The sequence below is a fragment of the Flavobacteriaceae bacterium genome (genome assembly GCA_003443635.1).
GTDB lineage: Bacteria > Bacteroidota > Bacteroidia > Flavobacteriales > Flavobacteriaceae > AU392.
Genome location: CP031964.1, coordinates 2,421,299 through 2,441,971 on the forward strand (window position 1 = coordinate 2,421,299; position 20,673 = coordinate 2,441,971).

The 20,673-nt window shown below is 29.3% G+C and carries 20 protein-coding genes; 10 read left to right on the plus strand and 10 right to left on the minus strand.

Annotated features, from left to right (window positions below; genetic code table 11):
- Positions 1 to 2: 2 nt before the first annotated feature.
- Positions 3 to 896, minus strand: a complete 894-nt coding sequence (locus D1817_11060; protein ID AXT20402.1) for an ABC transporter ATP-binding protein — start codon at positions 894 to 896, stop codon at positions 3 to 5.
- A 209-nt stretch (positions 897 to 1,105) separates the two neighbouring features.
- On the opposite strand from D1817_11060, the gene D1817_11065 reads away from it, so the two are divergent.
- From D1817_11065 to D1817_11085, 5 genes are all read left to right on the plus strand, one after another.
- Positions 1,106 to 1,900, plus strand: coding sequence for a sensor histidine kinase (locus D1817_11065; GenBank protein AXT20403.1), 795 nt, complete (start codon positions 1,106 to 1,108; stop codon positions 1,898 to 1,900).
- Positions 1,897 to 2,595 carry a DNA-binding response regulator gene (locus D1817_11070; GenBank protein ID AXT20404.1) on the plus strand — a complete coding sequence of 233 codons (699 nt, stop codon included), beginning with the start codon at positions 1,897 to 1,899 and terminating at the stop codon, positions 2,593 to 2,595. The genes D1817_11065 and D1817_11070 overlap by 4 nt, the downstream gene beginning before the upstream one ends.
- A 495-nt stretch (positions 2,596 to 3,090) precedes the next feature.
- A complete protein-coding gene (locus D1817_11075) occupies positions 3,091 to 3,885 on the plus strand; it encodes a LamG domain-containing protein (protein ID AXT20405.1) in 795 nt (264 codons plus the stop codon).
- Positions 3,886 to 4,060: 175 nt separating this feature from the next.
- Positions 4,061 to 5,128, plus strand: a complete 1,068-nt coding sequence (locus D1817_11080) for a hypothetical protein (GenBank protein AXT20406.1) — start codon at positions 4,061 to 4,063, stop codon at positions 5,126 to 5,128.
- Positions 5,129 to 5,130: 2 nt separating this feature from the next.
- Complete coding sequence (locus tag D1817_11085; protein ID AXT20407.1) at positions 5,131 to 5,832, plus strand: DNA-binding response regulator; 702 nt, start codon at positions 5,131 to 5,133, stop codon at positions 5,830 to 5,832.
- 204 nt (positions 5,833 to 6,036) lie between these two features.
- On the opposite strand, the gene D1817_11090 is transcribed toward D1817_11085, so the two are convergent.
- The 6 genes from D1817_11090 to D1817_11115 form a co-directional block, all read right to left on the minus strand.
- Complete coding sequence (locus tag D1817_11090; protein AXT20408.1) at positions 6,037 to 6,936, minus strand: CPBP family intramembrane metalloprotease; 900 nt, start codon at positions 6,934 to 6,936, stop codon at positions 6,037 to 6,039.
- Between the two features lie 15 nt (positions 6,937 to 6,951).
- Positions 6,952 to 7,488 (minus strand): hypothetical protein, encoded by a 537-nt coding sequence (locus D1817_11095; GenBank protein AXT20409.1) that lies wholly within the window; start codon positions 7,486 to 7,488, stop codon positions 6,952 to 6,954.
- 44 nt (positions 7,489 to 7,532) lie between these two features.
- Complete coding sequence (locus tag D1817_11100; protein AXT20410.1) at positions 7,533 to 8,018, minus strand: hypothetical protein; 486 nt, start codon at positions 8,016 to 8,018, stop codon at positions 7,533 to 7,535.
- Positions 8,019 to 8,064: 46 nt separating this feature from the next.
- Positions 8,065 to 9,693, minus strand: a complete 1,629-nt coding sequence (locus D1817_11105) for a M20/M25/M40 family metallo-hydrolase (protein ID AXT20411.1) — start codon at positions 9,691 to 9,693, stop codon at positions 8,065 to 8,067.
- Between the two features lie 143 nt (positions 9,694 to 9,836).
- Entirely contained in the window at positions 9,837 to 10,949 is a 1,113-nt protein-coding gene (locus D1817_11110; GenBank protein ID AXT20412.1) for a histidine kinase, read from the minus strand.
- A gap of 5 nt (positions 10,950 to 10,954) precedes the next feature.
- Entirely contained in the window at positions 10,955 to 11,725 is a 771-nt protein-coding gene (locus tag D1817_11115; protein AXT21271.1) for a response regulator, read from the minus strand.
- 286 nt (positions 11,726 to 12,011) lie between these two features.
- Here D1817_11115 and D1817_11120 point away from each other — a divergent pair, with 286 nt between their 5' ends.
- The 5 genes from D1817_11120 to D1817_11140 all read left to right on the plus strand — a co-directional run bounded on the left by D1817_11120 (position 12,012) and on the right by D1817_11140 (position 17,802).
- The gene (locus tag D1817_11120) at positions 12,012 to 12,530 is read left to right on the plus strand and encodes a hypothetical protein (GenBank protein ID AXT20413.1); all 519 of its coding nucleotides are present in this window, start codon (positions 12,012 to 12,014) and stop codon (positions 12,528 to 12,530) included.
- 56 nt (positions 12,531 to 12,586) lie between these two features.
- Entirely contained in the window at positions 12,587 to 13,132 is a 546-nt protein-coding gene (locus tag D1817_11125) for a DUF1579 domain-containing protein (protein ID AXT20414.1), read from the plus strand.
- Between the two features lie 5 nt (positions 13,133 to 13,137).
- Positions 13,138 to 14,277 (plus strand): class A beta-lactamase-related serine hydrolase, encoded by a 1,140-nt coding sequence (locus D1817_11130; protein ID AXT20415.1) that lies wholly within the window; start codon positions 13,138 to 13,140, stop codon positions 14,275 to 14,277.
- 49 nt (positions 14,278 to 14,326) lie between these two features.
- Positions 14,327 to 16,093 carry a hypothetical protein gene (locus D1817_11135; protein AXT20416.1) on the plus strand — a complete coding sequence of 589 codons (1,767 nt, stop codon included), beginning with the start codon at positions 14,327 to 14,329 and terminating at the stop codon, positions 16,091 to 16,093.
- A 209-nt stretch (positions 16,094 to 16,302) separates the two neighbouring features.
- Entirely contained in the window at positions 16,303 to 17,802 is a 1,500-nt protein-coding gene (locus D1817_11140; GenBank protein ID AXT20417.1) for a hypothetical protein, read from the plus strand.
- Positions 17,803 to 18,366: 564 nt separating this feature from the next.
- On the opposite strand, the gene D1817_11145 is transcribed toward D1817_11140, so the two are convergent.
- The 3 genes from D1817_11145 to D1817_11155 all read right to left on the minus strand — a co-directional run bounded on the left by D1817_11145 (position 18,367) and on the right by D1817_11155 (position 20,664).
- Positions 18,367 to 19,257: a DUF5050 domain-containing protein gene (locus D1817_11145; protein ID AXT20418.1), complete on the minus strand. Its 891-nt coding sequence runs from the start codon at positions 19,255 to 19,257 to the stop codon at positions 18,367 to 18,369.
- A 1-nt stretch (position 19,258) separates the two neighbouring features.
- Positions 19,259 to 19,588 (minus strand): DUF2834 domain-containing protein, encoded by a 330-nt coding sequence (locus D1817_11150; GenBank protein ID AXT20419.1) that lies wholly within the window; start codon positions 19,586 to 19,588, stop codon positions 19,259 to 19,261.
- Positions 19,589 to 19,794: 206 nt separating this feature from the next.
- Positions 19,795 to 20,664 (minus strand): DUF5050 domain-containing protein, encoded by an 870-nt coding sequence (locus tag D1817_11155; GenBank protein ID AXT20420.1) that lies wholly within the window; start codon positions 20,662 to 20,664, stop codon positions 19,795 to 19,797.
- Positions 20,665 to 20,673: the final 9 nt, after the last annotated feature.

The window sequence follows — 20,673 nt, forward strand, 5'->3', positions numbered from 1 at the left end:
AATTATGCCTTTATAGTATTATTTAAATTATTACCGAAGATTTGAGAAAAGTATACATCTTCTAAACTAGCTTCTATCAATTTAAAGCCATTTCTAGGGTTGTCATCACTTAGGATGTGGAGAATAGGCTTGCCAAGAAATAACCTCTCGCCTATAACATTGTATTCTTGTTTATACGCTTCCAGCTCGCTTTTATGAATTTGTTTTTCATAGATCTTACCTTCAATCTCTTGTATTATTTTTAAAGGGTTACCTTTAAGTAACACTTCTCCTTGATTAATAATAGCCATATTGGTACACAATTCTTTTACATCATCTACAATATGAGTGGATAAAATAACTACTGTATTTTCCCCTAGCTCACTTAATAAGTTATAGAATCGGTTCCTCTCAGCAGGATCTAATCCAGCTGTAGGTTCATCTACAATAAGTAGTTTTGGGTTAGTGAGTAAAGCTTGAGCTATACCAAAGCGCTGTTTCATGCCTCCAGAGAACTCTTTTAAATTCTGAGCTCTTACTTTATATAAGTTTGTTTTGTGTAAAAGTGCTTTTACAATTTCTTTTCGTTCATTTTTATTTGTGATTCCTTTTAAAACGGCTAGGTGATTTAATAATACTTCAGCAGATATTTTAGGATATAATCCAAACTCTTGTGGCAAATAACCCAGAACTTTGCGCACCTCATTTTTTTGAGTAAGTACATCTAAGTTATCTAGAGTAACTGCGCCTTCATCAGCTTCTTGCAATGTTGCCAATGTGCGCATTAATGAAGATTTCCCTGCTCCGTTAGGTCCTAGTAACCCGAACATGCCTTTAGGAATATTTAAAGAAACATTGTTTAGTGCTTTTACACCATTAGAATATGTTTTAGAAAGATTGTCAATAATGAGTTCCATACTGTTCGCTTTTATAATTGATGGAAACAAACATATAAGCGTTTTTAATCTTAAAAAAAGACTAGTGACATAAACAGATTTATAAGGAATGAACACATTATTTTAAGTCATGAAAGTCTTTTAAAACACCTTTACGTTAGTTTATCACTAATTAGATAATGTTTGTCAACTAATTTGTTCTAGGTGTTTTATTTGTTTAATATTGATTTATGTTTTTTAAAATATCCGATAAAAAGAAAATAATAATAAAGCGCATTTATAAAATAGCGCTTATTCTTGTTGGTTTAATCATTGTTATATTCAATGATACTTTTGGTGAACTTGAAGGGTTTGTAGAGTTTATCGCATTTTATTCCATGATTGTATTTATTACAATTTCACATTGGTTATTTAAACAAATCAGATCAATTATTCGGTTAAAAAATGAAAAAGCAAAAACAGAATTAATGCATTTAAAAAGTCAGGTTAATCCACATTTCTTTTTTAATATGCTTAATAACCTCTATGGTTTAGTGGATAGAGATTCTAAGAAAGCTCAAAAACTCATACTGAAACTTTCTGATATGATGCGTTATAGTATTTATGATGGCGAAAAAGATACTGTTTTACTATCGCAAGAGATTACTTATTTAGAAAATTATATAGAACTTCATAAAATGCGCTATCATAAAATTATTGATATTGTATTTAATCACAATATTAAAGATGATAGTATTGAAATAATGCCGTTACTTTATATAATACTTTTAGAAAATGCTTTTAAGCATGGCGTAGAGAATTTACGAGAGAATGCTTATGTTTATATCAATATGACAGCTGAAAATGATCAAATTAATTTTGAAATTGAAAATAATTTTGATTCGACTCAAGAAAAGCAAGAAACAGGAATAGGGCTTAAAAACTTAAAGCGTAGATTAGAATTGGTTTATCCAAAGAATCATACTTTAACCGTTTCTGAATTAGATAATGTGTATAGTGCAACATTGAATATTAAAAATTTATGATCAAATATATCATTATAGATGACGAGCATATAGCACACGATATCATTAAAGATTATTGTGATTTATTGCCCAATATGCAATTTATGATACATTGCTATGATGCTATTGAAGCTCTTGAATATTTAAGTAAAAATAAAGTGGATCTTATTTTTTTAGATCTTAATATGCCTAAACTTAAGGGGTTTGATTTTTTAAAAACATTGCCATCACCACCTAAAGTAATAGTAACTACTGCATACAGTGAATTTGCATTAGAAAGTTATGAGCTTAATGTTATTGACTATTTATTAAAACCTTTTAGTTTTGAACGGTTTTTAAAGGCTGTAAATAAGGCAATAAACTTAAAATCTAAGGAGCAGACTATTTCTTTAAACGAAAACGATTCAGATACAAAAAGTATTTTTCTGCGTTCCAATAAAAAACACACACAAGTTAGTACTGATACCATTCTATATATTGAGGCTTCTGGAAATTATATTAAAGTAATTACATTATCAGAAACTATTATTGTTAGAGAAAAAATTTCTGATTTAATAGAAATTTTACCTAAAGGTAGTTTTATACAAGTTCATAAATCATTTGTTGTAGCTATTAAGTACATTAAGAACATAGAAGGAAATCGATTAATAGTTAATAATGATACAATTCCTATAGGCAAACATTATAAAATGAATGTTAATGCACTTTTAAAATAGCTTATCATTTAATCTTCTTGATAAAGCAAAAGATTTCTATTATAAAACCTCTATCTTATTCATAATAATCATTAAGAAAATATTCTTTATACATCGTTCGCCTTAAAGAAACTATATCTCTACTTAATAGTTATATACTATATTTTACACCACCATATTTAATAATTTTATTTATTCTTGATTACTCAAGAAGTTTTTATTGTAGAAAGTACAAGAAAATATTAAATCTGTTTATTGAAGAGTTATAACAATTCGATTCAATAATGGTAAAATAAAATAGTTATATTTTACATGCTTATACTTATCATATGTTTGCGGTTTATAGCGATTGGTCTACTTAATCTTTTTTCAATCATTTATTAATCTAAGTTTGAATTTCAAATCTTGTTATCTAATTGTAATATATGATTACAAAACTCTTTTTGAAAAAAAGATTATGCACATATAATTGAAAAACTAAATATTATCCTTTAAACAATTTAAAGAAGTTAGATTATGATTAATAAAATTATTGGTATGAAAAAAGCAAGTATGTTATTGATATTTTTTACAACTAAGTTTTTACTTTTCTCCACCGTTACTATGGGGCAGTATCTATATACCGGAGTCTCAGATCAGAACAAAACTGGTTCAAAATGGATCTCATCAGATGGTTTAGTGGCGTCTTACGATTTTGAAACTTATACTAGTACAGGATTATTGAAAGATTTTGGTCCTTTTGAAAATCATGGCAAAACTTTAAGAAATCTTGATACATTAGGATTCTTCGGTAAAGCTCGTATGTTTTCTACTCTTGCAGATATCGTGGTTCTTCCCGATCATAAAAATTTTGATCTTGATGGCCCTATTACGGTAGCAGTTTGGATGAAAGTTTCTACTCTAAATCTACATCAACATATTTTAGCGTGTAGTGATAAATTTGTTCTTTGGACTACAGGAAAAAACCAATTCAGGTTTGCAGACACACGAGGAAATGGTTTTACTACTTTGGAAGGTACTGTTGAAGCTGATGGTTGGCATAGTATTATCGCTGTGTGGTCTGGAGCTAAAGGAGATACTCTTTCTAAAAATAATATCAAAATATTTATTGACGGCGTTCAAATGGACGGTACTTTTGAGAATAACTGGAAACCTGATACTATGCTAGCCAAGAATGCATGTGTCATAGGTTCAACACTTCATGGTGCTAAAGGGCATCAAAAATTACCTTTTGAAGGAGCAATAGACGAGATACAGCTTTTTTCAAGAGCTTTAAATGTTGATGAGATAAAAATACACGCAACTAAATAATGGAGTTGAAAAATCCAGAGAAAGATCTATTGCTACATCATTTATCTTCATCTACAGAGAAGCTGTAAGTGCTTTATGGCTAGTTTTAGAATATTCATCGCCTGTATATGTTATTCGGTAGACGATGAACTTCAAGAAAGAAAATAAAAGTTATTTTTATGCCTTAAGATGAGACATGAATAGACTACTTACATATTTTGAAAGGCCGATTTTGAGGCACCTACTGTTTTGGTTAGTCGTATATGGATATTTTGTATTGTCAGTAAACGATACCAATGTGTTTTTTGCTGATTATAAACATATATTAAAATTTTACGGACTCCTTGTATTCACACAAATTATTATTGCTTATACTTGTATTTATGTATTGCTTCCTAGATTTTTAAATCGAAAAAAAACAATTTTATTCATCTTCTGGATGTTTATCTCATTGTATATGGTATATACATTCGATCAATCTATTAGGGTTTTTTATTTTGATGTGGAGTATTATAGTTTTTATGACGAGAAACATAGAGGCCTTGCCGTAGTACCATTTTGGGATAGATTGACGCATTTTTCTGCTTTTTTGAGTAAATCTATTTTATATCTTACCCCTACCGCTTTGTTATTGATGATTCGATTCTACAAGAATCAACAAAAATTCTCAAAATTGAATGAGCAAAAAAAAATCGCCGAGCTTACCGCTTTAAAACATCAATTAAATCCGCATTTTTTATTTAACACTTTAAACAATCTTTATGCTTTGACATTGGATAAGTCGGATAAGGCACCAGAAGTAATTGAACGTCTTTCAGGTATTTTGGATTATATTCTTTATAAGTGTAAGGAGAATTATGTATCGATCCAAAAAGAAATAGAACTAATAGAGAACTATCTATCTTTGGAAAAAGTACGCTATGGAAATCGTATTAAAGTAAATTTCACATATTCAGTTGTAGCAGAAGTAAAAATTGCTCCTCTTTTGTTACTAACTTTTATAGAGAATGCTTTTAAGCATGGCGTATCACAAGAATTGAAAAAGGCTGAAATTAAAATTTCCCTGAAAATAGACAATGAAGATATTATATTTTCAATTTACAACTCAAAGCCAACTAATACTCATAAAAATAATTTAAAAAAGGAGGATCCTTTGGGGCTCAGGAATGTAAAACAACAATTGGAATTATTGTATTCGAATAAATATGAATTAATAATAAGAAACGAAAAGGATTGTCACCAAGTAACATTAAGACTACAATAAGAATGAAGTATAAATGTGTAATTATCGATGACGAAGCGCTTGCCAGAGGACTCATTAAAAGTCATTTGACTCGATTAGACAATTTTGAGTTAGTCGCTTCTTGTGAAAGTGCAATTGAAGCAAGTAAAATACTAAGAGCGCAACAGGTAGATTTACTTTTTTTAGACATTGAAATGCCTGTTTTAAGAGGCACTGATTTTTTTAGAAATCTAATATACAAACCAAAAGTAATATTCACGACAGCTTATCGAGATTTTGCGCTGGATGGATTTGAGCTTAATGCTATTGATTATCTTCTAAAGCCTATCACGTTCGGGCGTTTTTTCAAAGCAATAGAAAAATTTTTAGAGCTTAAAAAAACTTCTGAAACCCTGACAATAGCTAATAACAAAACAAAAAATGATTATGTCTTTATCAGAAAAGAAAGAAAGCAAGTCAAAGTATTTTTTAATGATATATTATATATTGAAAGTGTTAAGGATTACATAAAGATTGTTGTTAAAAATGATAGTCACTTAACAAAACAAAGCTTGCATTCTTTTGAGAAAAGTCTTGATGATAAATTTCTAAGAATACATCGTTCTTATATTGTAAACAGTAATAAAATAACAGCCTACACTAAAAATGATATTGAAATTGGTAAAATAGAAATTCCTATCGGAAGTAGTTATAGACTATCTACTATAGATTTTTTGAGTACATAAAAAACAACATTTCTGTCGCATCTAATTACTTTCCGATACAAAAAATAACTTCTCTTTATTTTTAATGGTTATAACATAAGAGGTACAAAAACAATACAAATATTACGCAAATAGAATAATATAAATCAATAGAAACTTTTATGATTCAAATCTTGCCTTTAATACTTCTTGGACAAATCAGAATTATTTGATTTGCTCTTCTTTTTATTTTTTTAAGATTTTTTGATTGAACTTATTATTTCCAAAAATTTCAGAACGCATCATAACTAATAATGTAAGTGATATAATAATGGTAGTAAGTAAGCTACCTTCTATTCCAAAATCACCTCCGGTCCATAATATATTTCCTGAATTTTCAAAAGTAAATATCGATACTATCGTTTCTTTACCACTATTAGCGCCTCCATAAACATTATTTTGAAATATATTCCAAAAGGCATGTAGTCCAATCGCAAAACTTAATTTCCCAGTTTTTACAACTACCCAACCAAAAAGCAAGCCTAGTAATATTAGATTAATAGTAGACAACAATGAAGAATTATCATTTCCTAAATGGAGAATTCCAAAAATTGAAGATGTAAGTATATATGAAATCAAAACCGATTTAGAATTACTCAATCTTCCGTTTAATCCTTCTGCAATATTTATTAACAAATACCCTCTATTAAAGGCTTCTTCAAAAACACTACCACATAGATACCTGAAAATTTGACCTATAAAAATTAGTAGGAATGGATAAGTTGAAAATTTATTATACCCTAAATCATTTATCTCTAACCAACCAAGTAAATACATAAGACCAAAAATAAGAGTCACCAAAAAAGCTCCTAGAAATGCTCCCGAAAAGAAAGATTTGACTGGTAGTAAAGTAATTCCAAAATCTACCCATCTTCTCTTATCTATAAAAGTACCAACTATATATATTGAAAGTAATATTGCTGTCATTATTAGAAAATTCAATAACGATTTCTCTAATAATTCATTTAAATCATCAAATGCCAATGAAAGAATATTTGCAAAAATAGCAGTCAATACTATTAGAATAAAAACCCTGTAAGGTGCTCTAATTCGCTTTTCTTCTTTATTCCAAAAAAATGCTTTCATGCTTAAACTGATAACTTAATCCTTTAAATAGGTTTCAGGGATCTTATATTTTTTATTTTCGGCCATCCAAAACATTGATGTAAACCAGTATCGTTTGCCGTCAAAAAATATCTCATAACTCGTAATTCCTCTTCCTGGTTTAATACTATTATCCTGAGAGTGATACTTATAAGAACTAAATACTTGTATAACAGAACCAAATTGATTTTGCGTATTAGAAATTTCTTCTTCGTAAAACCCTTTCTTATCCATATAATTGAGTTTGCTTAAATATTCATCAATTGTTTTGAATACTAATACAGAAGCTTCTGTTTCATCTTCATTCCAGTAACTATAAGTGAATTTAGCAGTTGGATGAAACATGTTTCTGAGTCGTTCAAAGTCTCTTTTTTCTCCTATTGGCCCTGAAATGCAATCATAATAAGCGTCCAAAAGATTCTGTACGCTTTTCGTGTCATTAGAATATGCAACCTCCTTAGATTGTGCATTTAACTGAATGCTGGCAGAAGCTATAATTATATAAATAATTGCAATAAATTTTAATGCCTTCATTTTGTTGATATTTTTGTTTTACAACCAATTCATTTTATAATGAATTAATTTTGATATCCCTCTTTTAAATATTTATTCGGGATTTTGTTTTCAGATGTTTCATTTGCCCAAGTTGTACTTACAATCCACCACCTATTGCTAATAAAGACCAGTTGATAACTATTAATACCTCTTCGTTCATATGTACCCTTTAAATTTTTAGCATAATAACATTGAAAGACATTGGCAATTCCATTAAACTCGTTAATCGTTAACCCGATTTCTATCTCTTCAAAACCATTTTTTTTATACGATGGCCCTACTATTCTAATAAACTCTTCTAAATTCATAGCACGGGTTCTATTATTAGGATTCTTTGCATTTGGGTATAGAATATACTTTTTAGCAGTAGGCAAGAATAAATTTCTATAATTATCCCAATCTCTGGGTTCATCAATATCACCTGAGATTATCTCAAGCATCTTATTTACTGTACCTTCAATTGTTTTCACAGCAACAGTATCTATTTGTGCATCAATATTTAAATACATTGACATAAATAACCCAAGAAGTATTGTTTTTTTCATAAATCAGGTTTTAGTTTTCAAGTAGACTTTTATCTCTAATGATCTTATATTCAGAATTAGGCTTCCAATTGGGCCAAAGGTTAGAATTTGCTACTTCCAGACCAGTTAGAAAGTTAAGTTGAGCATCAAACACAATATTGGCAGAATTAAACCCTTCGTAATACTCATCTGTAACTTTATGATAATGTGATCTTACAAACTGACCTATCTTTTCTGTTTCTGTTTCATCTCCATTCATTGGATTAAAATTACCAATATTCCAAACCGCCGGAACTCCTTTTTTTACAAACGGATAATGGTCCGATCGCTTAAAAACATTGTTTGGAGGCATTTCACCATTTCCCTTATAAATTTCTCTTCCTAATTTTGAAGCGGCTATATTTACCAGCGAATCCATTTCTGTAAACCCTTCAATCACATTTATAACAGTTTTCATCCTTTCAACGGGAAAACTCGCATCAGCATTAATGACACAAACCGTTTTATTTAGCGGGTAAACAGGATGATTTGCATAATATTCAGCACCTAAAAGCCCCATTTCTTCTGCAGAAGTAAATAAAAATACTATAGATCTTTTTGGTCTATTATTTAGTTTCTTAAAAGCATTTGCAACTTCTAACTGCATGGCTGTTCCGGTAGCATTGTCAACGGCACCATTATATATTGAGTCTTTACCTAAACTTGCATCTCTTGTTCCTATATGATCCCAATGTGCTGTATACAAAACATATTCATCAGGATTTTCTGAACCCTCTATAAAACCAATAACATTCTTTGTTTTAATAAAATCTGTAGCTGTTGATTTAAGAGATAAGGAAACATTAGAGTTTAAGGAGAAAATAGAAAAGTCTTTGCTAAGAGCTTTTTTAACGTAATCAGAATTTGGTATCAGACTTTCCATTAAAGATGTTGTAACATATCCTGAAAACTGTAAACCGTCAGAAGCAAGTTCTTCTTCTCCTTCAACAAAAAGAGGCGCATCTTTTTGAATATCAAACGTATTATAATCAACCACCTTATCATGAATGACTAACAAACCAATTGCACCTCTTTTAAGAGCTTCTCTTTTTTTATATTTTAAACTACCATAAAATGTTGGTTGCTTACCTCTGAAAAGGTTAGGATTATCCATATAAAACCCTGGGTCATTATTAAGAACAACTACCACTTTACCTTTTACATCTACAGCTTTGTAATCATCCCAATTATTACTAGGCGCTACAATCCCAAAACCTGCGAAAACCATTTCTATACTATCAATTTTCACATCATCATTTAACTTAAATGATGTACTTGCAAAAAAATCTTTTTTAAATTTATATGATTTACTTATGCCTCTAGTAGTAATCTCCAGGTCGTTACAATCTAAATACTTAACCTTTTTTATTGTAAAATCTTGAAAATAGCTATTCTTATATCCCGGACTAATATTTAATCTTTCTAACTGAGATTTTATATATTCTGTAGTTTTTTCCTCCCCTAAAGTTCCTGGTTTTCTCCCTAGAAAATTATCGGAAGCTAATTCCTTTATATGAGCATTAACATTCTCAGCCAGAATATGATTTTCTGGATCAATACCTGGTTGTTTACAAGAGAAGAGGCATAGAAAAAGTAAAATAAATATGGAATATTTAGTCATAGCGATAACATTAACTATCTAATTTAGTATAATGATAAGGCTCTACCTTAGATTAATTATGTTTTATGATGCAAACCGACAATTAATAGATATAAACAAGTATTAATATGAATCAAATTAACTTGTTAATATCTTCAATAAACTTATGGAGGTGTTGTTTTCTTATTAGTATTTTCTATAAAAGGGATTACTATTTTAGTTAAAACAACAAATTTCTTTTCTTTTAAATTTAAAAAATAAAATTCATGGTCATCTCCGAATAATGTAGATAATCTATTTTGAGTATTTTTAATGCCATGCCCCTCATTTAGTGGTTTTAAAAAGGGTTTGCCATTATTTGACATTTCAATAATTAACTTATCTTCAGATTTATACGCTTTTAAAAGAATTTTTAAATTTTTAATTCTTTGCGAATACCCATGCTTTATAGAGTTCTCTATAATTGGCTGCAATAGCATACTTGGAACTAAAGCGTTTTTTAGTTCTTCAGAAATATCAAATTCAATTGATAGATGATCCGAAAAACGAGTCAACATAATATTTATATACCTTTTTAAAAGCGATAATTCTGTTTCAAAAGGAATGAGGTTAATTTCTTTGAAATATAAAATTTCTCTTAGTAATTCACTCAAATCAACCAATGTGTTTTGAGCTTCATCAGGGTCTGACTTTATTAGTGATGATATGGAATTTAATGTGTTAAATAAAAAATGTGGTTGAAGCTGCGCTTTTAAAATTTGCATTTTTGTTGATACCAACTGATTCTCTAATTTACCTTTTTGTATCTCTGTTTCTCTAAGCTTTTTTACATAATAGTAGATATAAATAATACCGGCCATAAAGAAGTAGGTAATTAAATTTACATCAACAATAGTCATGAAATGTTCAAATGAAGATATGTGTTCTACAACTATTTCATAAGTAATAGTTCCAGCTATCAGTTGCATAATTCCGATAGCTACAAGTAAATACCAACTCATAAAAAAACCTAATACTATATGAATTAAAATTATGTAAGCATACTTTAAGTTTACTTCAAACATTTTTTTTGTAATCCCAGCAGCAACTACCATATAAATCATTACGCACAACCAATCTGAAAATGTTTGCCCAAATATTAAGATACCCCAATCAACATTCTCTAAACGGCCTTTTTTATATAGCATAAATATCCTCTTGGAAAAGGATAGCAGTACAATAAAGCCGTAAAAAACAGCAAGTATTTTAACTAGCCTAAGCTCAATATACTTTTTCATTTGTACTAGATATTCAATTTCTTTGAGAATTCTTTTTTATAACTCTTACTAATCCTGAATAACTTTCCATCTTTCATCTTAACATCCATTTCACCAAAACTAGAGTTTATAATTTCATGCATATACTCCAAATTGATTATTGTAGATCTGTGAATTCTAATAAAGTTATTATTGTTAATCTCTAAAATTAAATTGGCAAGAGACCTCCTGACAAGATGTTTTTTATCTTCTGAAAAAATCTCTGCATAGTAACCTGATGCAGTTATATATTTAATATCTTCGATTTTTAAAAAAGAAATTTTGTTTCCTAACTTAATTGGAATTGATTGTAGCGCATGAGTATCTTTAAGTTTATTCTCCCTTTGTTCTATTGTTTCTAATAACTGAATTAAGTTATCACTAGATTGCCTCTTTTTTAATCTAATCTGTTCAGTTACTTTCGATATTGACTCAAAAAACCTTTCATCTTTGAATGGTTTTAATAAATAATCAAATGCAAAACTATCAAAAGCCTTTATTGCATAATTGTCATAAGCAGTAACAAAAATTATGGTTGGTAATTTCTCTGTTCTCAATTTTTCTAAAACATCAAAACCAGTCATATCCTTCATTTCTATATCTAGAAAGATTAAATCTGGTTTTAAATTCTCTATTTCTATGATAGCTTGCTCACCATTAGAACATTGAGATAACAATTTAAACTCTGAAACTTCATCTATCAAATTTGCTAAGCGTTTTCTAGCTAAATGTTCATCATCAATTATTATAACTTTTATTGGTGTCATTTTTAATATATATGAGTATAATATAAAGAAAAACAAATTATTTTTTTTAATATCACATTTGGAAGAAATTAAATCAGAATATAAACGGTACAAATCAATATTATAGCATTTTAGATCATAAAACTTCTATTTTGAATCAAAAAAAACAAATCAGCATCTAAAGACTCTAACTTAATACTTTCAAAGCTGTTATTTACAAATCTTAATAAGATATTTTTATTAGCTTTTAAACAGTTGATTTTTTAATTATCTCTTGTAATAATTACAAAGCAATCCTATGGATAGAAGAAAATTTGTCGAGAAATCAATACTTTTTAGTTGTAGCGTTGCAGTCTTATCGTCTTGTAAGGCAACGAATTCACTAACTGCGGAATTTGTAAAAAATCCATTAGATATAGAAATTACAAGAGAGTTTGTTTATTATGCGCATTCTGATTTAACCATGGTGAAGCAACTCTTTAATAAGTTTCCGCATATTATAAATTCAACTGTGGATTGGGGAGATGGTGATTTTGAATCTGCCTTGGGAGCTGCTAGCCATGTTGGTAATGAAGGCATTGCTAACTACTTAATTGAACAGGGTGCACGATCAGATATATTTACAATGGCAATGTTAGGTTTAACGGACAACGTCATTAATTATTTAGAAAAATTTCCTGACACAATTAATTGTATAGGACCACACGGTTATACATTATTGCATCATTCGGAGATTGGTGTGAAAAGTCAAGATTTATCAAACTATCTAATAAACAAAGGATTGAAAGATAAATTTATAAAGACTTTTAAAAAGTAAAATCTAATTGATCTAAGAACTTTAATAGAAAATGTATTCAAACAAATAATTTTAAAATGATGAAAATAAATTACAAATGCTTTTTTCTCTTTTTTTCTTTAATTGTTGTATCAATGTATTCTTTCGCTCAAAAGACAGATTACACCTGTCAAAACCGTGTATATGATTATTTAAAAACTACTATAGGTATGTGGAATGTTATAACCAAAGACCGGACATCACCAGGAGTATATGAAAACAACAAAGGTAAATCTAATATTACAAATTTAATAGAGGGTTGTGGGATTAAAGAGTCTTATCGCGGCAAATATAAAGATAAAAACTATGCAAGAGAGGTAATGATTGTTGGGCAAGATTCCATTAGTGTTGAAATGTCTGCGTTAGATTCTGAACATGGATCATTTTCAATCTTGAATGGTAAAGTTGAAAATGACAAACTAGTAATTTATTGGTTTAGAAATAAAGATGTAAAAAAACTACAATCAAAATATATTCTTTCCATTGAGAATAAAGACAAATTTGAGTTTTCTTCATATTTATCAACAGATTACGGAAAAAATTGGGCTCTTACACATGAAAGAATTTACAGTAGAATAGACTAAAACTAATGATTCTGAAAACACAATATGTGAGTATAAGTAACTATAAAAAACTACTGGCAATAATATGTCTAACATATTCATTGGGTTTAGTCTCAAAAGCTAATTCACAAAGTAGATTCCCTTCTCAATTAGCTACAGATTTGCAATTTGAATTAGATAATTGGGCTAAAGACTCAAATCACATAGGAGTAAGTGCTTCAGTTATTCTAAAAGATGGATCTCAATGGACAGGTACCTCAGGTATTTCTGCATTAGGCAAAGATTTAAAAGAAGATGAATTAATATGGATAGCTAGTATTACTAAAACAATAACTGGAGCAATTATTCTAAAGTTGTATGAAGAAAATAAGCTCAGTTTGAATGACTCAATAGCACAATGGCTACCAGTAATGAAAAACATAGATCCTAAAATTACTATTAAACAACTTTTGAATCACACCAATGGTCTTAGTAATTATACGAGAAATCCAAAATTATCTAAAGATATACAAAATGATTCAACTCATATTTTTACAGCTAATGAGTTAATGTCTTATGTTGGTCCAAAAGAATTTGACGCTGGCGAAAAAACCCAATACACAAACACAGCTTTTGTACTTCTAGGAATGATTGCAGAAAGTGTTACAAAAAAAACAATATATGTATTGTACAAAGAAATGATTTGGGAACCACTAGGGCTTACAGATATTTTCCTTCCAGGTTATGAATCAACTGAAAATTCCGTAGCAACTGCATGGTTGAGATTATCTGATAAGTTCGAACCTATAGAGCCGCTTAACAACATGTCTCTATTATCAATTGGTTATTCAGCATTTGGCCTATTGTCCAATACAAAAACAATAGCGAAATGGGGACATACTCTATTTAGAGATTATTTTATAAATGAATCAACATATGAAGAAATGTTGACTTTTGTCCCTGCTGCCGGTAACATTTATGGAGAATCTGGAGCAGGTTTAGGAATACGTAAATATAATTTTCTTAATAGAGAGCAATATGGTCATAGTGGTGGTTCACCTCTAGGCAGCAGCTTAATGTTATACGACCCAACATCTGAAATTACTGTTGTAGTTATTATGAATCAAGGAAGAAATGCGCAACATTTTCAATTAGCGCCTAAGCTATTAGAGGTTTCATCAAAATGATTATAAAATAATTTTAATAAAAAACTGATTTAATATTAAATAAAAAAATATGACAAAAAATCGCTTTTACAATAGTTTTAATAAAATATTTTCAAAAGCTTTAATAATTATTCTATTAGTAGGCATTTCATTATTAGTATATACACAAACAAAGAATACTAAAAGAATGGGGTTATCTACCAATGATTGGAAAGAAGATATCGATTTTCTGGTCAATAAGATAGAGACAGTTCATCCAATGCCCTTTAATTGGTCAGACAGTGCTTCTTTTTACAAACAAGTTTCCAAATTAGAATTAGCTTTAGATAGTCTTGACACTGAGCAAATTGCATTGAAATTAATGTCTTTAGTAGCATCTCTTAAAGATGGACATACAAAATTTCATCCTAGTGGTGATAATCAATTGAATAGCTGGTTTCCTATTCGATTTTATCGATTTAGCGATGGTATATATATTACTGCTATAACAGAGAAGCATAAGCAAGCAGCTGGTTATAAAGTAATGAGTATTGAAGGGAATGATCCTATTGAAGTACAAGAAGAGCTTGCATCATTTAGTTCTGTAGAAAATCACTTTGGTTTATTAGAAGAAGTTTTTCTAATGTCAAACGCAGGTATGTTAAAGAAGCTTGGTATAATAGATAATTATAATAAAATGACACTATTGGTAAAACCAGATGATGGGGAGATTGAAGAATTACAGATTAAAAGTATAGATGCAGGATTTAATATGGATTGGGAGTTTAGAGGAGAGATGTATGGTCCGATTCTTAAACCCAACAATAAAGTCAAATACGTTACAGCTTTTGATAAAAAAATTTCTAGAGATTTTATGAACGAACACAATGAAATAGAAAAGGGCAATCTTAACCTTCCATTACATCTTCAGTCAAGAATTTCTTGGTGGTCAAAATATCTAAAAAGTGATCAAACGCTTTACTTACAAATCAACCATGTTCAAAATAGGAGAAATCAAACATTTAGGGAATATTATACAAGAATGTTTGAGGATGCCGATAAACTCGACATCAAAAAATTTGTAATAGATCTGCGATACAATAGTGGTGGAAATGGTTTACTTGCATATGATTTTATCAAAGAAATAATAAAAAGAGATTATCTACATAAAGAAGGAAAGTTGTTTGTCATTACTGGAAGAAAAACATTTAGTGCTTCAGTTAGTCACATTCTTCCTGAATTATTCAAATACCTTAACCCAATAATGGTAGGCGAACCTCCATCTGCACGATGGAATCATTGTGGTCACCCTATAACATATAATTTACCAAATAGTAAATTTAGAGTAAATATCTCTTCTCGTTATTACCAAGGATCTCATTGGGGTGACACAACGAGTATTATTCCGGTTAACATTCCAATCCTCACATCATCTAAAGAATATTTCTCTAAGAAAGACCCTCAGTTGGAATTCATAATCGATTTAGATACATATAGCGATATAATGAGTATTGCAAAAAACAAAGGAGCAAAGCAAGCCGCTAAAGAATTCCAAGCCATTATAGAAAAATATGGTCATATTAAATGGTGGAAACCCTTTGAAGAATTCGATATGAATAAATTAGGATATGAATTTTTAAGAAGTGGTAAAATAGATGATGCTATTATTTTATTTGAAATGAATACAGTTTCATATTCAAAATCTCCAAATGTTTGGGATAGTTTAGGTGATGCTTACAATAAAAAAGGAGATAAAAAAAATACTATTCGATGTTATGAAACTGCTTTAAAAATTAATCCAGATTACCCTAATTCGGCAATTGCCAAATCAATTTTAAATAAAAATTCAAACTTTTGAAGGAAAAATTGATAATAATAAATTTATCTGGATCGGTAAATAAGTTAGAAAAGATAGGCTATTGCCTTGTAACGAGTAGAAATCTGAAAAAGTGAGTCGAAAACTACAAATGACATATATCTGTATACTGATGATGGTAAAACATGGATATAACTGAGACAAAGATTAGAATACTAAAAGCCATTACAAATCAAATATAAAAGAACATAATGAAATATTGTATGAATAGTAAATATGGTAAAATGGGAGCTCTAATTATTATAGCATTGATATCGATGAGCTTGTGCACTAATTCCTGTACTCAAAATAAATTGCCAGTCAAGGAAATTTTAACCTCTGAAGAACTACGGCAAGATTTTTCAGCGCTTAGAGAAATTTTAGAGGAAACTCATCCAGGGCTTTATACTTATAAATCAAAATCAACTATTGATTCTATATTCGATTCGAATTATTTGACATTAAATAAAACAATGACAAGAAAAGAGTTTATGTTATTAACGTGCAAAGTTGTTTCGCAAATAGGGGATGGACATTTAAAAATAGTTCCTCCCAAAACACAATTAGACTCTTTAGATCTGGGTCGAACTGCTATTCCTTTTAACGTTTATTTAGATAATGACAAATTATATGTTAGAAAAAACTATTCTCCTCTTGAAGATAGAGAATTTCGTGGAGCGCAAATTGTTTCTATTAATGATCATTTAATAGAAGATTTTATTCGCGAATATCTCCAAATATATCCTTCTGACGGAAATAATGTAACCCGTAAATACAGAATACTTTCAAGCTCTCGATATTTTACAAGGTATTTCAGCATGCTATATGGCTATTCAGAGCAGTATAACATAGAATATATTCCATTGAACGAAAAAACTATCAAAACAGCAACACTTCAAGGGCTGGATTTTGATGAGTTACTAGAAATATCTAACAAGAGATACCCTAAAAAAATTGAAGTCCAGAAACCTGCCTACTTTAAAGTAAGCGAGGATAAAAAATACGCTTATCTAAAAGTATATTCTTTTAGCAAAAGTAATTATAAAAGAAGTAAAATGAGTTTCGAAAAGTTTCTTAAAGCTTCATTCGAAAAAATGAGATCAGATAATGTTCCCAACCTAATTCTTGACCTCCTTGACAATGGAGGAGGTACAGATGAATATGGGAAAATATTATTTTCTTATTTTGTAAATCAGCCTTTTAACTATTATAAATCATTACGAATGAATAAAGAAAGTTTTGAAAGCTTTAAATATACAAGTAGACCAAATGCGAAAACTCCAAAGGGAATGTTAAAACCTAATGAAGAAGGAACATTTGACAACATTCAACATCCCAATGTTGGCAGGCAGAACCCATTATCTCCAGTTTTTTCCGGAAATATTTATGTTTTAATAAATGGTAGGTGTTTCTCAACTACAAGTGAATTTTTATCTCAACTTCATTTTAATACTGATGCGGTTTTTATTGGTGAGGAAAGCGGGGGCGGTTATTATGGTAATTTTTCTGGCCTAACGCCTGACTTTACCTTACCAAATACTAAAGTAAGAATTGAAATTCCATTAATGAATTACAGAATGGCTGTAGAAAATTACCAATATACGGATAGAGGGCTGATTCCAAATTTCATTGTAAAGCGAACTATAATAGATGAAATAAACAATACCAACCCAGAATTGAACTTCGCAAAAAAACTCATAGAGGGTAAGTAAAGGTTAGTAGACTATAGTATTTGAAAACAAAATAACATAATTACGAGGAAGTTTTTTTGATTCTACTCAAAATCAATTTTTATAAGTTTAATTATACACAACTGGGTTTCGGCTGTGAAATATACAACTTGTTCTCAAGCTATTCCAACCTTGGACTGAATGATTTATCGCAGAGAACCAACCTTAGTCTAGCTTTTTGTTAAACAAAAAATGCTTAAATATAGGTCAATTAATATAATTCGATTCAGTCTTGAGTAATTTATTCCATTAGGATACATAAAATACTCTTCACCTATTTATAGGTATTTCAATAAAAATGATACAAATATGGAGCAAACTATATCAAACTATTTGCCGATACAAAAAATAATTTCATAGTATTCATATATGCTTATAATTAAACAATACAAATTAGAGACAAATATTTTCAAAATAATTTAAAGTAAAACAAAGTATTTTGCTAAATACAAATTAACCTATAATTAGAAATCTAATTACCTTTTTATGACACTCTCTTAAAATTTGAGTAGATTGATTAGTTCTTGTAGATTACTGGAATTTTATTTATCTATTCATTTTTAAAAATTCTATATCATTTGAAACAAATGACGGTGCATAATTGTAATTTGAGTTAGTGAGCTGTTTAACATTATCTCCATTAGCATCCATAATGTATATATGATGATTATTCCCTTTATTACCTCTTTCGAATACAATTTTTTTATCATCTGATGACCATCTAGGCCTTCTGTCTATTAGAGGGTGATTGGTAAGTCTGATTTGTTTTTTATCGGTTAAGGTCATCGTGTATAACTCCATATTCCCATCAGCATTGCCATAATAGAGTATTGTTTTTCCATCATTAGATAATTGTGGCATTAACTTATCTCCGCTATCATTTGTAAGAGTTTCTTTTTTAGAACCATCTGGTTTCATTCTCACGATTTGATAGATTCCATTGATTTCAGATGAATAATAAATCATATTATCATTCCCCCAACAAGGCATTGTATCAGATTTAGAATCATTAGTAAGATTAATAATATTACTACCATCTTTGTTCATCATAAATACTTCACTATTCCCTGCCTTAGAAGAAACGAAAATAATTTTGTCTCCATCAGGGGACCATGAAGGACTATATTCAGCACTACTTGAATTTGTTAATTGTTTGTATTCATTTTTGTTTATATCTAACAACCAAATTTTCCACCATCCTACTCGTTCTGAAGTAAAAACAATAAAATTCCCATCAGGAGAAATCATCGGACTACTGTCTTTTCTTAGATTATTTGTTATCTGCTTGGTTTTCCCGTTGGCATCTACGAGATAAATATTATCTGAATTATTAATTTGTTTTGTATATAAAACTTCATAAGATTGCGCACAAACATTTATAGTATAAATACACATCAGAAATATTAATATTTTAAACTTATTAGTAATTTCTATCATATTAATTGATTTTTCTTTGTTTTTCTCGGAAATATAAGAACAAAGGGAAGCCTCCTGCTAAACCGAAAAACAGTGTTAATATCCAAACAAAATATACTAGTTTGATTTTATACTTTTTAGATTCATTGAACGACCAAATAAAAAATACTAAAACAGCAAATAATAAATCGATAGAAAATATGGAAGAGATCCTGTTTGCAAACATACTATCTAAAGTAGCTTTTGGATTTGTATACAATAGAATGTTACCTGTTTCTATAGATTCAATAATTACAAAAATTGTTGGCACAATAAAACCTATGACTGCTAATATTAAGTAAAATTTTTTCATCTATTATTATTTTTAGTCACCTATAATTCTGTTTTTATATTTTTAAAAACCAGCTCGTTCATTTGATAATTTATCATATAAGCAATTTTAAAAAGTAACCATTCCATTAATCAATAAACTTATACGCTGCAACCTATAAACCTTAATCATCAATAGATTTATAGCGCAACTAAATTATCAGAATCTTGAGCTATTATTTTCATTATTCACTTAAATGACCAAACTGGCCTTTTGCCTGAAACTAATTCTCTAAACTCGCTTCCGTTTAAATTCATTACCGCTATTTTTTGATTCTTTGAAACGAAAGTAATACTCTTATTATCTGGTGAAAATGAAACATTTGTATATTCTGCAATTGTTCTTAATTTCTTAATATTTGAGCCATCAGCATTTGCCATCATTAAATCTGAGGCGTTAGATTTCACCAGGCAATACGCAATGTATTTTCCATCTTTTGAATATGCTACATTTCTCACTTCGCTATTAGAATGTATTAAAACTACTTTTTCATTTCCATTAATATCTGCTCTAATTATATCCCAACCGTTTTTAGAATTTTTACTTGAATAAATAATATACTTACTATCTGGTGACCATTTAGGAAACGCATCATCTTTCCTACTTTTACTAATATTTACGACATTACTCCCATCTGCATTCATTCTATAGATTTCGACATTATTAGAGCGAGTTGATTCAAACACGTAGTATTCCCCATCTGGCGAAACAACTGTACTCCAAGTACTTGAGCTACCATTTTGAGGCTCTTTTGAAATTCGCTTTACATCAGTTCCATTAGTATTCATTATATAAGTTGACATATAACCGTGATTAACAGGGTCGTAAATAAAGGCAACTTTTCCTTCTTTAGTTGTAGAGGCAGATAGACTGATAGGTGTATGTCCCGGCTCTTTAAAATCGGTTAGTTGTTTTAACCCAGTTCCGTCTGAATATATGCTATGCAGTTCTCTATTTTTTGTGAAAATTATTTTCTCTTTTAATTGTGCGTATGATTGGATTGTAAATACTAATAAAAATACTTTTGTTATATATTTTAATACTACTAGTTTTTTCATGTTTTAATT